Raw genomic sequence first — 14514 nt, 5'->3', positions numbered from 1 at the left:
ATGCTTAGACCTGTGAAAAGGAGCATACATGTATCAGGTACTTGCGCGTAAATATCGTCCCCGTAATTTTAATGAATTAGTGGGGCAAAACCATGTCTCGCGTGCATTGAGTAGTGCATTGGAACGTGGGCGTTTACACCATGCGTATTTATTTACAGGTACGCGTGGCGTGGGTAAAACCACAATTGCACGTATTTTGGCAAAATGCTTAAACTGTGAAACAGGTGTAACAGCGACGCCGTGTGAAGTGTGTGCCACTTGTAAAGCGGTGAATGAAGGTCGTTTTATCGACCTGATTGAAATCGATGCAGCGTCACGAACCAAAGTAGAAGATACGCGAGAACTTTTAGATAACGTACCGTATGCTCCAACTCAGGGACGTTATAAAGTGTACTTGATTGATGAAGTACACATGCTTTCTACACACTCCTTTAATGCCTTGCTTAAAACCTTAGAAGAACCGCCTGAGCATGTGAAATTTCTATTTGCAACCACAGATCCGCAAAAGCTCCCAATTACGGTGATTTCACGTTGCTTACAATTTACCTTGCGTCCTCTAGCGGTCGATGAAATTACCGAGCATTTGACAAAAATTTTGGAAAAAGAACAGATTCCATCTCAACAAGATGCAATCTGGCAAATTGCTGAGTCTGCACAAGGTTCGCTGCGTGACGCGCTCTCTTTAACTGACCAAGCGATTGCCTATGGTCAAGGTGCGATTCAACATCAAGATGTGAAAGAGATGTTGGGCTTGATTGATCGCACCATTATTTATGATTTATTGTTGGCAATTCATCAAAATCAAAAAGCGCGTGTGAGTCAATTGTTGTTGCAATTTAGACAACAGGCTTTAGATGTTTCTTTGGTTTTAGATCAGTTGATTTCAACTTTGCATGAACTGGCATTATTGCAATATTTGCCTGATTTGAGTTTGAAATATAGTGCCGAAATTAATCAAAAAATTTCACAACTTTCCAAATTGATTGCAGATCAGGATTTACAGCTTTATTACCAAATTGCGTGTAAAGGGCGTGCAGATTTGCAACTTGCGGTGACGCAAGAACAAGGTTTTGAAATGTGTGTGCTACGTTTGTTAGCCTTTAGACCTTTGCAACCAAATGAAGTCTTGGTTTCAACTCCTGCGACACAAATTCAGTCGGCACCAGTGTTGGCTTCTGAACAAGCTGTTAGCAATATCAATACTGTAGTTGCAGCTCCGCAAGATCAAATCCAAGCGATAGCGGAAGTTACGCCACTTGTAGAAAACCTTGCTGTTGAGACAAATCTACAAGATGAGTCTGCATTACCAGAAATTCCAGAGCAGGTTGAAGAAACGGCCAATTTAACGAGTCATTCAGATCAAATCGTGTTTGACCCTGCAAGTGAAGAGGTTTTATTCGACCTTGATGAAGAGACTGATACATCATACGAAGCTTCATCTGATGCAAGTAGTGATGACTTCTTATTTGAAGAAATTGTACCAATTGCCGTAGAAGAAAAAGTAGAACGTCCAGTCGAAGCATCTGTTGAAAATGAGTCATTATCAGCCGACTTAGGTTTTACAAGTGTTGATACAGCTCAAGACACACTCTTTAATTTGGCGGCTGATGAGGTCGAAACACATTCAGCGGTTCAGCCGCTTATTGAGCAACCTGAGCCTGAAATAGAGTCTCTATTAGCTCCAACTGCATCGAATACAGAAACTGCAAAGCTTATGCCGCAAGATATTTTGCGTGTACAAGAGCAAATCTTGGAAGGTGAGTGGACATTAGCTAAGTGGGAGTTCTGGTTCAGACATAGTGAATTATCACCTGCGGTGCAAGAATTGGCACAACATGGTCTGATGACGGGTCAAATTAATGCTGAATCTGTATTTCATATTCCAGAACAATATCAGCAATTATTGGGTCAATCCCAACATGCTCTTGAACAGGCACTAAAAAACCAGTGGCCGAAGACCTTGTTTAAAATTGAATATGGTGCGGTGACAGATACCACACCTTATCTCTTACAGCATCAACGAAAAGAACGAGCTTATCAGCGGGCAGAGGAGTTGTTACAAACAGAACCTGTCGTGCGTGATTTAATCCAAAGTTTTGATGCTGAATTACATAACATTCAATTGAAATAACGATTAAACGAATTTCTGGTCAGGCTCAACTTGCATAAAAGTGTGTAGAGCCTGACGCATGTTCATGGGAATCGGCGTACTTTTGCGCTGCTCTCGATCTACAAAAACATGAATAAATTGTCCCTGTGCTGCGGCTGTATTTTGATTGGCCTTAAAGATGGCCAAGTCATATTCCAAAGAGCTGTTTCCCATACGTTTGATTGCCACACCGACTTCAATCACTTCGGGGTAACAAAGTTCTTGTAAAAACTGACAAGATGAACTTACCACTAAGCCAATAATCGGTGAATGATGTATATCAAAATGAGCTTTTTGAATCAGTAGTGCATTCGCTGCGCTATCAAAGAAACTGTAATAATTGACATTGTTCACATGCCCGTAAATATCATTATCTGACCAGCGTGTTTGTATGGGAAAAATAAAAGGATAATTTTCTTTAAATTTGGCTTGGGGTTTCATTTTCTGCATGTCCTTTGCTAAGGGATGAGTTAAGCGTAAATTGCGTGATAAATTTGTTCAGCATCATTCAGGCTTAGATCCCGTGGGTTGTTTTGTAGTAGTCGGGTTTGTAACATGGCGTCCTGTGCCAGTGTTGAAATAGCAGTCTTTGGCACATTCAGTGCATTGAGCTTTAAAGTTAAACCACTTCGGTCTAAATGGTTTTGCATATGATCGATAAATAAATCACATAATCCATCAGTGCAACCTTTGCTATAAGGGTCTATCCATGTCATCAATTCAGCATATAAATGCTTGGCATTCGGTGCATTAAACTTCAAGACTTCAGTTAAAACCAAGGCATTACTGTGACCATGCGAAATGTGAAAATGTCCACCCAAAGGATAAGCCAAGGCATGTACTGCACCTACAGGGGCATTGGCAAACGCCTGACCTGCAAACATCGAACCATTTAGCATATTCTGCCGTGCTTGAAGATTCGAACCATCTTCGAGTACCCGTTTTAAATTTTGATTGAGTAGTCTCAATGCTTGTTTGGCTAACATATCGGCATAGAGATTTTTTTTAATTTTTGAAGTATATGCTTCGATGGCATGAACCATGGCATCAATACCTGTTGCTGCCGTAATATGCGCGGGTAAATTTTGGGTAAAAGTTGCATCTAAAATGGCGACATCAGCATACAGTACAGGTGAGACAATACCCATTTTCGTGGTTTCACCTGTAGTCACAATAGATATTGGCGTTACCTCAGAGCCTGTACCCGCAGTCGTCGGAATTAGAATTAAGGGTAATCGAGGAGATTTTACATTGTTGATCCCATAGAGTTCAGCCAATTTTTGCGGCTGGTCTGGATGGGCCAAAATTGCAATCAGTTTTGCAACATCCAAAGAGCTACCTCCACCAAAGCCAATCACTGTGTCAATTTTTTCCTGTTTCGCAAATTCTACGGCTGCATTGACAACATGTTCAGGTGGATCAGCAATCACATCTCCATAAGTCACATGGGCTAATGACAGATGTTCCAAAATTTCTAAAATAGGGTGATGTAACTGCTGTTGTAGCATACCGTTATCTGTCACCAACAGTACTTTCTTAGCACCTTGTTCAGTCAAGACCGTTGTGAGTTCTTTAATTGAGCCTAGACCAGAAATAATTCGGGAAACAGTTTGAAACTGAAAGTCATACATTGGCAATTCCTTCATGCTTTATCAATATTTACGTGTTTTTGTTATACAGTTTTAGTGGGATTCATCCTCCAAATAACTTAACATAAGACATTGCAAAATAAACGTTCTATTGAGGTGCTTATGTCATCGCAAACGCCCTACAAGGTGTTATGTGTCTGTCTTGGAAATATCTGCCGTTCGCCCACAGCAGAAGTGGTCTTTAGACATTACTGTGATGCACATCAACTGAATATTGAGGTCGATTCCGCGGGAACCAGCAATTATCATCCGAATAAGGCACCTGATTTAAGAAGCCAGAAACATGCCCAACATCGGGGTTATGATTTATCTGCTTTACGTGCGCGCCAGCTCAAAATTCATGATTTTGTTGAATTTGATTTGATCTTGGCAATGGATTATGAAAATTTAGAAGATATTCAAGCTTTAATGCAGCAGGCACAATCAGTTCTCGGGCAGCATATGCTTCGCGCAAAGATTGCCCTGATGAGTCAGCATGATCAAAAATTCCTTCAACAAGCGGTGCCAGACCCTTATTATGGTGGTGATGATGGATTTGAGCGTGTACTTGATCAATGTGAATCAAGTAGTTTGGCTTGGGTTCAGATACTTCAACAACAGATGAAAGGTTAGTTTAGGTTTTAGCATGCATATTCAAAATAACGTTCAACTTAAGCCTTTTAACACCTTAAATTTGGGTGCGGTCGCATCACACTATGTAAAAATTGAAAATGAGTCGATGTTGCTGGAAGCCTTATCTTATGCAGAACAACAGCAGCTCAATGTTTTAATTTTATCAGGTGGGAGCAATATGCTTTTGCCTGAGCAGATACATGCTTTGGTTGTTCATATGGATATTCAAGGTATTGAAACGTTAAATGAAGATGACCAAACCATGACGCTCGCCGTTGGTGCGGGTCAAGTATGGCATGATTTTGTGCTATGGACGACTGACCAACATTTATATGGTTTGCAAAATTTAGCCTTAATCCCGGGTTTAGTGGGAGCATCCCCAGTACAAAATATTGGTGCTTATGGGGTCGAAGTCGGTGAATTTATTCATGCTGTACGGGTTTATGACCGCACGACACATCAATTTATTGAAATTCTCGCATCAGATTGTCAATTTGCTTATCGACACAGTATTTTTAAAGATGAACCTGAGCGTTATGTTATCACTCAAGTGATTTTTCAGCTTTTGAAACATGCCGATTTGAAGCTGAGCTATGGTGATTTAAAACAAGCTGTGGGGGATGACTTAAGCGCAGAAAATTTACAAAATCAAGTTATTCAAATTCGTCAAAGTAAGTTGCCAGATCCAAAAGAATATCCGAATGCGGGCAGCTTTTTTAAAAATCCTGTGATCTCTGCACAATGTTTTGACCAAATAAATACGAAATTCCCTCAATTGCCCCATTACCCTCAAGCAAATGGACAGATTAAAATTGCTGCAGGTTGGTTAATTGATCAGGCGGGTTGGAAAGGTAAGCGTTTAGGTATGGTTGGTATGTTTGCAAAACAGGCATTGGTTTTGGTGAACTATGAAAATGCGACTTTGCTGGATGTGCAGGCAACTTATCGTGCAGTTCAGCAAGCTGTGCTGAATAAGTTCAATATCAACTTAGAGCCAGAACCTGTTTTATTTAATGCAGTCGGTTTAATTCAATCGCACACGGGATAATTAATGGTTAAAACACATTGGATGGTTCGTATTGTACAAATTGCAGCTTTGCTTTTTGTACTTTTTGGCTGCCTGATGGTTTTTATCTATTCACCATTTTATTCAAAATTGGTGGTCAAAGCATTGAATACCTTTGTTCCTGTAGAAGTGAATGAAGTGGCTGCAAAAAGTCAAAAAATGGCAGCGTTAAGTGAAGCCGAAAATCTTGAACCGGGTTCTAATTTATGGATTGCACGTCAAGCTTATCTCAAATTGATGGAACAGGAAATTCAGCAAAACAATTCTGAAAATTTACCGCAAATTCAGGCCCGTTACACTGCGTTGCAAGACGTCATTAATAAAGAGCAGCAAGAACAAAACGAGGACGAAGAACGCCCTCAAGTTCCGCTTTTGGCAGATCCCAAGCAAGCTGCATCCGCGCCTGAAGATCCAACCCAAAATGTAAAAGACTTATTAGAGTTAGACAGCAAAGAAAATAAAGCCTTGATGGAAAAGTATCTGGATTTTCTACAGATACATGAAGTAAAACCTGTAGTTGAAAGTGTTGATGCACGACAAATTGAAAAAGATATTGCTCAAATTAAAGAACAGAATGAAACACCGAAAGGGGCTTTATCTCAACCTTATGCCATTGTGGTGTTAGGTGGTGGTTTAACCTTGGACAAAAATAGAAAAGATATAGTTGTGAATGACTATACAAAATTAAGATTAGAGAAAACGCTAGCTGTAGAGAAAGTGTATAACTTACCAATTGTACTGAGTGGAGTAGAAGCCCCTTATATGCAGCGTTGGCTAAAAGAGCGTGGTGTCGATGCAAAACTATTAGAAAATAGAAGTATGAACACCTGTGAAAATTCACGCTTTAGCTCGCTATTATTACAAAAGAAAGGAGGAGCACCGACCGTAATTCTTATTACGGATCAGTATCATATGCCTAGAACGCGCCGTTTATTTGCTTTAAATGGAATTGAGACTCTGCCTATTGAGGCACCAATGCCAACCCAATTAACTGCTTGGCAGCCGAGCCAACAGAACTATGATCATAGCCGCCGCGCAAATTATGAAATGTTGGCGACCATTCGCGACATGTTATTCGGCTCAAGTGATTGCCGAGAGGTACCTTAATGCCTGAAATTCCATTTTTAAATCCAAGCATACTGAAACAACTAGATTTACCTGTGCCTAATCGAGACACGACGCCACAGGTTTTAAGTCCATTAAATTTAAATCATGCATTTTCACCATCGGTTGAATTACAGGCTTATCGTAAGTTGTACGGCCTTCATCTACTTGACTGTGAACATTGGCAAGGTTTTGTGCAAATGCCTTTGTTTAAATTGCATGTGCAAGTGTTTCAACCCAAAGCAAATGCTGAAGGGAAAGTAGAAATAAAAGGAACAGTATTACTTTTACACGGCTATTTAGAGCACAGCGGAATTTATCAGCCGATTATCCGTGAACTACTTGAACAAGGTTTCAGTGTGCTTACTTATGATTTACCGGGTCATGGGTTGAGTGATGGTTCGCCTGCGAGTATTCAAGATTTTGATCATTATCAGCGTGTTTTACATGCGGTATATCAATATGTGAAAAATGCTTCACAACTTCCTAAACCATGGTTAGGGATTGGACAAAGTACAGGTGGTGCGATTTTAATGCATCATTTACTTGAGTTTGCCGAGCGCCGTGAAAATCCATATGTAGAGCGTGTTCTATTATTGTCACCTTTAATTCGACCTGCTAAATCGGCTTGGTGGCACAACTCTGTCGGTTTAGGCATTATTCGTCGAATTAAGCGTCAAGTTCCAAGACATTTCCGTCGGAATAATCATAACCCTGAATTTTTACGCTTTGTTCGTTTAAAAGATCCTTTGCAACCTCGTATGATGGGTATGGACTGGATTTTAGCAATGTCGAAGTGGATGCAGCAGATGGAAGAACGACCTTCTTGTCGTATACCCGTTTGGTTGGCCCAAGGTGCATTAGACCAAACCGTAGACTGGCGTTATAACATTGAATTTATCCGTCAGAAATTTAGATTGCAAACCCTGTTAATGTTAGAAGAAGGGTCACATCAATTAATTAATGAACGGGCCGACATTCGGGCTGCTTTAACTGGTTTAATTCCTGCCTTTTTACATGCACATAGTGCTGGTGAGTATTATTAAGCTGCATTTTAAAATATATGTTTTGAACAGACTTGGCTAAAATTTTAGCCAAGTCCATTTGATGCTAGAAATATTCCATTTTTGCCAGATTCCACATGCGGAAGTAAAAGTTTTCCTGATCTTTATTTTCGCAGTTCAGAAGTTCACCGTCTTTTAGCCAAAAATGCAATTGAGCATAGTTTTTAATTTCACGATCATTAATTCGCTGGGCTAAATGGTGGGCTTTAATATCTGAAGGATGGCGTAAACCCGCCGCAGCAATCATTTCGGATAAGGCGCGCAGGGTATTTTTGTGGAAATAGAAAACACGTTCAGCTTTTGTAGGCACATGTATTGCCTTTTGACGATCTTGATCTTGCGTTGCAACACCGACGGGACACTGGTTGGTATGGCAACTCTGTGCTTGAATACAACCAATGGCAAACATAAAGCCACGTGCTGAATTGACCCAGTCAGCCCCAATCGCCATGGTGCTAGCAACATCAAAAGCACTGATGATTTTGCCACTGGCACCAATCTTGATGTGTTTTCTAAGTCCAGCACCAATTAATGTATTATGGACAAATAAAACACCTTCGCGGAGTGGTGTACCCATGTTATTGATCAGTTCGATGGGAGCAGCACCTGTACCACCTTCCGAACCATCAACAACAATAAAGTCAGGTAATATTTGTGTATGAAGCATAGCTTTGACTATACCCATAAACTGCCAAGGCTGACCGATACACAATTTGAATCCTACGGGTTTACCGCCAGAGAGTTTACGCAATTTTTGAATAAACTGTAGCATTTCAATAGGCGAATTGAAGGCTGAGTGCTTTGAGGGGGAAATACAATCCCGATCGCGGGAAATACCTCGAATTTGTGCAATTTCCGCAGAAATCTTATCTTTAGGTAAAATACCACCGTGTCCAGGTTTAGCACCTTGCGACAGTTTAATCTCAATCATTTTAATTTGGGGAATTACGGCCTGCTGCGCGAATTTTACAGGATCGAAAGTACCGTCCTCCGTGCGACAACCAAAATATCCACTCCCCAGTTCCCAGACAATATCCCCCCCATATTCTAAGTGATACGGGCTAAGGCTACCTTCACCTGTGTCATGGTAAAAATTACCTAGTTGTGCTCCCTTGTTTAATGCGCGAATAGCATTGGCACTTAAGCTACCAAAGCTCATGGCAGAAATATTCATGATTGATGCATTATAAGGTTGAGCGCACTGCGAATTACCAATTTCGATGCGAAAAGTAGAAGGATCAGCAGGTGGACAGGGTTGAATCGAGTGGGTCATAAAGCGATAGTCTTGCTGATACACATCGATGATGGAACCAAAAGGTTTATCTGAATTTTCATTCTTGGCGCGTTGATAAACTAAGCTGCGTTGCATTCTTGAAAAGGGTAAAGCATCTTCATCAGATTCAATGAAATATTGCCGAATTTCTGGTCGGAACTCTTCAAATAAGAAGCGAAAATGTCCAATGATTGGGTAGTTTTTTAAAATTGAATGTCGATTCTGTAATAAGTCATACACACCAACCAAACTTAATAGTGTGCTGATTAACCATAATAGGTTAAGCGTCGTATCTGAGAGGAAATAATAAATATAATGAGGCGCATAATTGAGTCTAAACCAAGTGATGCTAAGTGCAATAAAAATAAAAGTGAACCAAACAGAATGACGCGAGAAAAAAGTGTTCAGTAATTTGTGGCGTACAATTTGTGCTGGATTCGGCATAGTTATAATTCATCCTTGTGCCTGAAGTTTATTTCATTTCACAATGCCAATATTTAATGATGAGTACAAGTAACTATTTGTGTTAAAAGTTCACTAATAAATCATTAAAAAAGTCGAGTGGTTTACATAACAATCATGTTTATTTTCATTTAATTTATGCGACTGAGTAGTTTTTTTGTGTAAAAAGTAAGCGATGAGTGTATCTTAGGAGATAGGTATTCAATTAAAGGAGAAAGCTTTAATTTACCCAAATATAGGGATATGAGTCATCTTAAAAATTTGAGTATAGTACATACCAAAAATGGGGTGTTACATGAGCAATGATGAAACAATGTTGCCAGTACCAGTAATTATTCTGGAAGATGAACCAATTATACAAAACCGTCTAAGAAGAATTCTAACTGAACTGGGATATGAAACTGAGACATTACATTTTGTCTCTAATCTTAAAGAAGCATTTACAAAAATTGAGGAAATTCCGGTCTCATTGGCATTGGTAGACTTAGGTTTGCCAGATGGAAATGGTATCGAGTTTATTGAAAAGTTACGTGAAAGAGATTCGAGTGCCTTAATTCTGGTTATTTCAGCATGGAGTACACAGTCGAGCTTATTCTCTGCCATTAAGGCAGGTGCGACGGGTTATGTGTTAAAAGAGCGTGATGATGCTGAAGTCTTGTTAGCGATCCGTAGTATTTTGCGTGGTGGCGCGCCAATTGATCCTTTTATTGCCCGAGAGATTCTGAGCCAAATTGCAGTTCAAGAAAACTCACATGATAAAAGTCAACAACAGGATGCTTTACCCGTTGATATGGAAGCATTGACCAATCGTGAAAAGGAAATTTTGGATTTGGTTGCACAAGGGTTAAGTAATCGTGAAATCTCCGAACAATTATTTGTTTCACGCTATACAGTAGAAAGTCATATTAAGCATATTTATCGGAAACTTTCTGTTTCAAAAAGGACGAAAGCTGTAAGTGCAGCAAGAACTTTAGGGATTATATGACCGGACTGATTCTGCGGATTTTGGGTATGTTTGCATTGGTTTGCATTCATATGCAGACTTACGCAGCATCATCTTATTATTCCGTAGATGAGCATTGTACGATTCAAGTACAACCGATTCAGTTTGTAAAAACGGATTCGATTCACCATATTCCTACATCGGGTTGGAAAGAGGTAGAGTTACCTGATAATTGGGCTATCCATGAGCCAAATTATAATGGTGGTGCGTGGTATAAAATACTTTGGAAACCTGATTGTTCTTCAGGAACACTTAGTGAATCTTTTGCATTTTCGATTGAATATATTAATTCTGCGGGTGCAGTTTATTTTAATCGTAATGTGCTTTGGCGTGATAAAAATTTGGTTGAACCCTTATCGAAAAGCTGGAATATGCCTAGATATTGGGTATTAACACCATCTAGTTTTAAAACTGGAGAGAATGAATTTTTAATTTATGTAAATGGTTATGCCTTTCAAAGAGCAGGACTTGGAGGGATTTCTTTCCATAATGTGCAAGTGGCTAATGATCAACATCAGCAACAAGTTTGGAATAGACGAACTTTATTTGAAATCAATATCATCATTTCACTCGTGTTAGGTCTGTTATGTTTTTCAATATGGATTTTTAGGCGTTCAGAAACAACTTTTGCATGGTTCGCACTCAGTTGCATACTTTGGGTTTTATTTATTTCCAATATTCTAGTGACAGAAACTAAACCTTTTCCGAATAATGTGATTTCTGCACAAGCCAATATCAGCTTTTTTATTCTTTATATGGTGTGCTTTTGTACATATTTGCTTAGATTTATTCGTCTTGAGTTACCACGTTTAGAGCGCAGTATTTGGGTTGTTACTTTTGTAGCATTAATTGTGATATTTTTTACATCAGTAGAATGGATAACACCTGTTTTTATTAATATTTTTATCCTCTATATTTTATTGTTTTTAGCAACTTATCTTTATTTAGGTTACATTACATTTAAAACAAAAAAGAGAGAGTATATTTTTCTGTTGCTCTGTCTTACTGGTATTTTAATTTGTGCATTATTTGATAGCTTACTTCTGGGTTCGGATTTACATAAAAATATAAAACCACTTTCTCCTTATACATCTCCAATCATTACGATCTTTGTCGTGCTTATTTTAGGGGTGAAATTAGCCAGAAATACTCGCCGTGTAGAGAAGTTCAATGTAAGACTAGAAGAAAAAATGCATCAGGTCAGTCAAGATTTATATGCCAGTATGAATGAAAAACATAAGCTTGAATTGGAGAATGTTCGTTTACAAGAGCGAATTCATCTTTCACATGATTTACATGATGGGTTAGGTTCATCGTTGGTGCGTTCCATGATTATTGTCGATCAGGCGGAACACAATATGAGTAATCAGCAATTTTTGTCTATTTTAAAGTTGTTGCGGGATGATTTAAGACAAATCATTGATAGTGGGTCAAGTCTGGATTCACGCGTTCCTGAAAATCCCATTTTATGGGTAGCACCAGTTCGACACCGTTTTAGTCAGCTTATGGATGAATTGGACATAGAATCGAAATGGTCTTTTCCACAAAACTGGGGCTATGTACCGAATGCTTTACAGTGTTTGACCCTTATTCGGGTTTTGGAGGAAAGTCTGACCAATATTGTGAAACATAGTCAGGCGAAACATGTCTTTGTTTCTATGGTATTTCCCTATGAACGCCAACTGATTTTAACCATTGAGGATGATGGTGTGGGTTTTGATGTGAAGAGTAATTTTCAAAATGGGATGAGCATTGGAATTCGAAGTATGAAAATGCGTTTAGAACGTGTAGGTGCTGAATTACAAGTCAGCTCTGAAAAGGGCAAAACTGTGGTTCAAGCATTATTAGAAATTAAGGAAGATAAATAATCAGGAAAGGCATTCAAAACGAGATTGAATGCCTTTGTAACTTTGACTTATTCTTCAGCTGGTGGGAGTAGCATCAGAATTGAATCATTCATCAGGTGAGCGAAATCTTCTAAAATTTCGTCATGATTAAATTGTTGATCAAAGGCTAATATTTGACCATCTGCAATTTGCTTTAACAGATTGTTAGAATCTTCAGAAATACAAATTTGCTCGCCATTCGCCCAGAACAATAATGCTTGCTCTTGTTCGGCATACAATAAACGTGACGCAGGTTCGAGTAAAATTTCATAACCTGTATCTAGAATTTCACGTAAGTCATCTGCTTCAATTTCATCAGGTTCAGGAATATTGTCTGGATATTTGGGTTCTGACATTAAACTGATAATGGCATTATCCAGTTCGGATGAGTTTTGTAAGCGTTCGAGTAACAGAGCTTTTAAATAATCCAATTCTGATTGGGTGATTTGCCCAATTGAATTGGCTTGTTGTCTTTGAATATCAATTAATGGATTTTTTAAGAAAGTATTATCAGCAAACTTGTCACTAACTCGATCCATCACATCTGCCATATTTGGCATACGGAAACCAAATGAGAAGGTGAGACAGTCATCTTCCGCGACACCGTAATGAGATAAACCCGGTGGGACATAGAGTAAATCGCCAGGTGCGAGTACTTCATCAAAATCAATCTGCATTTCTGGCAGTAATTTTAAAGGTTGGCCTGCAACAAATTCGGTATTGGCATCACACATTTGCCCAAGCTGCCAACGACGATGCCCATAACCTTGCACAAGGAACACATCATAAAAGTCAAAGTGTTTTCCAACAGAACCGCCTTTCGGGGCATATGACACCATAATGTCATCACGGCGCCATTGCGGAATAAATGGAAACTTTTTCCACAATTCAGCCAAATCAAACGAGTAGTGATCGACGGCTTGAACCAGTAATGTCCAAAGTTTTGGCATCTTTTGGAAATCGCCTTTAATTAAAGGTGAAGATTTCACTGTCCATTGATTTGGGTCTTTATCTTTTTGCTTAATTAAACGTGCAGTCACATGCTCTTCTAAAGCCAGTTCCATCACATCATTCGGTTCTAAGATGTTGATGATCTCAGGTAAAGCATTGCGTACAAGTAAAGGTTTCTTTTGCCAATATTCGCGAAGAAACTGTTCAGCGGTGATGCCGCCTAAAACATCTAAAGGTTGGGACATAAATTACAGCCTAAATTAAGGAACTAAAATATTTAATTGACGAAGAATTTGGCACAGTTGGATCATCGGCATGCCCATTAATGTGGTTTGATCGTGTCCGATCATTTGTTCGAATAAACTAATACCCAAACTCTCACATTTAAAGCTACCCGCACAATGTAGCGGTTGCTCTATGGCGACATAACGTTCAATCTCTGCCAAACTCAGTTTTCTAAATTTTACTTTGTAGTGTTCTACCAGTGTTTGTTCAAAGCCAGTTGAATGTTGTTGTACGCTCAGTGCAGTGCTGAAATAGACGATTTTGTCAGAATTGGCTTGTAACTGACGAATGGCTTTATCTGCCGAGAGCGGTTTACCAATAAAAATATCTGGGGCACCTTCACGCCAAGCCACTTGGTCTGAACCAATGACAATCGAGTCAGGATGTTTCTGTGCAATGGCATTGGCTTTTTCAAAGGCTAAACGACGAGCCAAATCATCTGCATGTAATTCACCACGGGGTGATTCATCAATATCTGGTACAACACAATCATATTGGATCTTTAAGCGATCCATTAAATCTTTGCGTGTCTGACTGCTTGAAGCCAGAATGATTTGGGTATTCATCAGATGGCATAATCCATTAATACATTCAGTGGAACATAAGAAAGAACGGCTTGATGGCAGGCATGGATTTTAACAGGAGGGGCTTGACCCGCCTGATAAGCTTCCACCCAACGTGTCACACAAATACACCAGAAATCGCCAGGTTGTAAACCAGAAAAACCAACTTCGGGTACAGGGGTGATTAAGTCATTGCCAACTTTCTGTGAAAAATTTAGAAACTCTGAAGTCATTTGTGCACACATGGTGTGCTGCCCTAAATCGGTTGTTGCGGTATGGCAAAATCCATTGCGGAAATAACCTGTAATTGGGTCAAAACAACAACTGGCTAAGGGTTCGCCAAATACATTTAAGCGGTTAATTTTAGGATCTGGATGAAATGACATAGCAGTGAATCAATTTGTGGCTTTTCAATATCATAATCAAAACTAACGCTTTCGGCAGCTT

The 14514-nt window shown here is 39.3% G+C and carries 13 protein-coding genes; 7 read left to right on the top strand and 6 right to left on the bottom strand.

Features of this window, described 5'->3' with window-relative positions:
* The first annotated feature begins 28 nt into the window (after positions 1–28).
* Positions 29–2131: a DNA polymerase III subunit gamma/tau gene (gene dnaX / locus E0H82_RS09405; RefSeq protein ID WP_131264390.1), complete on the top strand. Its 2103-nt coding sequence runs from the start codon at positions 29–31 to the stop codon at positions 2129–2131.
* Positions 2132–2134: 3 nt separating this feature from the next.
* On the opposite strand, the gene E0H82_RS09400 is transcribed toward dnaX, so the two are convergent.
* Together E0H82_RS09400 and E0H82_RS09395 are read right to left on the bottom strand one after the other, a co-directional pair.
* A complete protein-coding gene (locus tag E0H82_RS09400) occupies positions 2135–2590 on the bottom strand; it encodes an acyl-CoA thioesterase (RefSeq protein ID WP_131264497.1) in 456 nt (151 codons plus the stop codon).
* 29 nt (positions 2591–2619) lie between these two features.
* Positions 2620–3780, bottom strand: a complete 1161-nt coding sequence (locus tag E0H82_RS09395; RefSeq protein ID WP_131264389.1) for an iron-containing alcohol dehydrogenase — start codon at positions 3778–3780, stop codon at positions 2620–2622.
* A gap of 120 nt (positions 3781–3900) precedes the next feature.
* On the opposite strand from E0H82_RS09395, the gene E0H82_RS09390 reads away from it, so the two are divergent.
* Genes E0H82_RS09390 through E0H82_RS09375 form a run of 4 tightly spaced genes read left to right on the top strand, consistent with a single transcriptional unit; the run spans position 3901 to position 7626 of the window.
* Positions 3901–4410, top strand: a complete 510-nt coding sequence (locus E0H82_RS09390; RefSeq protein ID WP_131264388.1) for a low molecular weight protein-tyrosine-phosphatase — start codon at positions 3901–3903, stop codon at positions 4408–4410.
* A gap of 13 nt (positions 4411–4423) precedes the next feature.
* Complete coding sequence (gene murB / locus E0H82_RS09385) at positions 4424–5458, top strand: UDP-N-acetylmuramate dehydrogenase (RefSeq protein ID WP_131264387.1); 1035 nt, start codon at positions 4424–4426, stop codon at positions 5456–5458.
* A 3-nt stretch (positions 5459–5461) separates the two neighbouring features.
* Positions 5462–6583, top strand: coding sequence for a YdcF family protein (locus E0H82_RS09380; protein WP_131264386.1), 1122 nt, complete (start codon positions 5462–5464; stop codon positions 6581–6583).
* Entirely contained in the window at positions 6583–7626 is a 1044-nt protein-coding gene (locus E0H82_RS09375) for an alpha/beta hydrolase (RefSeq protein WP_131264385.1), read from the top strand. Before E0H82_RS09380 ends, E0H82_RS09375 begins: the two co-directional genes overlap by 1 nt.
* A 64-nt stretch (positions 7627–7690) precedes the next feature.
* Here the strand turns inward: E0H82_RS09375 and E0H82_RS09370 are convergent, their stop codons facing one another.
* On the bottom strand, positions 7691–9361 hold the full coding sequence (locus E0H82_RS09370; RefSeq protein ID WP_131264384.1) for an FMN-binding glutamate synthase family protein: 1671 nt from the start codon (positions 9359–9361) through the stop codon (positions 7691–7693).
* A gap of 313 nt (positions 9362–9674) precedes the next feature.
* Here E0H82_RS09370 and E0H82_RS09365 point away from each other — a divergent pair, with 313 nt between their 5' ends.
* Positions 9675–10364, top strand: a complete 690-nt coding sequence (locus tag E0H82_RS09365; protein WP_131264383.1) for a response regulator — start codon at positions 9675–9677, stop codon at positions 10362–10364.
* Positions 10361–12250 carry a 7TM diverse intracellular signaling domain-containing protein gene (locus E0H82_RS09360; RefSeq protein ID WP_131264382.1) on the top strand — a complete coding sequence of 630 codons (1890 nt, stop codon included), beginning with the start codon at positions 10361–10363 and terminating at the stop codon, positions 12248–12250. Before E0H82_RS09365 ends, E0H82_RS09360 begins: the two co-directional genes overlap by 4 nt.
* Positions 12251–12297: 47 nt before the next feature.
* On the opposite strand, the gene E0H82_RS09355 is transcribed toward E0H82_RS09360, so the two are convergent.
* The 3 genes from E0H82_RS09355 to E0H82_RS09345 are packed head-to-tail and all read right to left on the bottom strand — an operon-like array spanning position 12298 to position 14453.
* Positions 12298–13464 (bottom strand): cupin domain-containing protein, encoded by a 1167-nt coding sequence (locus E0H82_RS09355; RefSeq protein WP_131264381.1) that lies wholly within the window; start codon positions 13462–13464, stop codon positions 12298–12300.
* A 15-nt stretch (positions 13465–13479) separates the two neighbouring features.
* A complete protein-coding gene (locus tag E0H82_RS09350) occupies positions 13480–14070 on the bottom strand; it encodes a Maf family protein (protein ID WP_116760879.1) in 591 nt (196 codons plus the stop codon).
* Entirely contained in the window at positions 14070–14453 is a 384-nt protein-coding gene (locus tag E0H82_RS09345; RefSeq protein WP_131264380.1) for a DUF2237 family protein, read from the bottom strand. The genes E0H82_RS09350 and E0H82_RS09345 overlap by 1 nt, the downstream gene beginning before the upstream one ends.
* Between the last annotated feature and the right edge of the window lie 61 nt (positions 14454–14514).

The sequence above is a fragment of the Acinetobacter sp. ANC 4910 genome (genome assembly GCF_004331035.1).
Taxonomy (GTDB): domain Bacteria; phylum Pseudomonadota; class Gammaproteobacteria; order Pseudomonadales; family Moraxellaceae; genus Acinetobacter.
This window is presented reverse-complemented; position numbering and strand designations above follow the sequence as displayed.

Bases quoted from the DNA above. Each gene is read 5' to 3' on its own strand.
- E0H82_RS09355 (WP_131264381.1), bottom strand. From the start codon at position 13,464: ATGTCCCAACCTTTAGATGTTTTAGGCGGCATCACCGCTGAACAGTTT.
- murB (WP_131264387.1), top strand. From the start codon at position 4,424: ATGCATATTCAAAATAACGTTCAACTTAAGCCTTTTAACACCTTAAAT.
- E0H82_RS09350 (WP_116760879.1), bottom strand. From the start codon at position 14,070: ATGAATACCCAAATCATTCTGGCTTCAAGCAGTCAGACACGCAAAGAT.
- E0H82_RS09400 (WP_131264497.1), bottom strand. From the start codon at position 2,590: ATGAAACCCCAAGCCAAATTTAAAGAAAATTATCCTTTTATTTTTCCC.
- E0H82_RS09380 (WP_131264386.1), top strand. From the start codon at position 5,462: ATGGTTAAAACACATTGGATGGTTCGTATTGTACAAATTGCAGCTTTG.
- dnaX (WP_131264390.1), top strand. From the start codon at position 29: ATGTATCAGGTACTTGCGCGTAAATATCGTCCCCGTAATTTTAATGAA.
- E0H82_RS09390 (WP_131264388.1), top strand. From the start codon at position 3,901: ATGTCATCGCAAACGCCCTACAAGGTGTTATGTGTCTGTCTTGGAAAT.
- E0H82_RS09370 (WP_131264384.1), bottom strand. From the start codon at position 9,361: ATGCCGAATCCAGCACAAATTGTACGCCACAAATTACTGAACACTTTT.
- E0H82_RS09365 (WP_131264383.1), top strand. From the start codon at position 9,675: ATGAGCAATGATGAAACAATGTTGCCAGTACCAGTAATTATTCTGGAA.
- E0H82_RS09345 (WP_131264380.1), bottom strand. From the start codon at position 14,453: ATGTCATTTCATCCAGATCCTAAAATTAACCGCTTAAATGTATTTGGC.
- E0H82_RS09395 (WP_131264389.1), bottom strand. From the start codon at position 3,780: ATGTATGACTTTCAGTTTCAAACTGTTTCCCGAATTATTTCTGGTCTA.
- E0H82_RS09375 (WP_131264385.1), top strand. From the start codon at position 6,583: ATGCCTGAAATTCCATTTTTAAATCCAAGCATACTGAAACAACTAGAT.
- E0H82_RS09360 (WP_131264382.1), top strand. From the start codon at position 10,361: ATGACCGGACTGATTCTGCGGATTTTGGGTATGTTTGCATTGGTTTGC.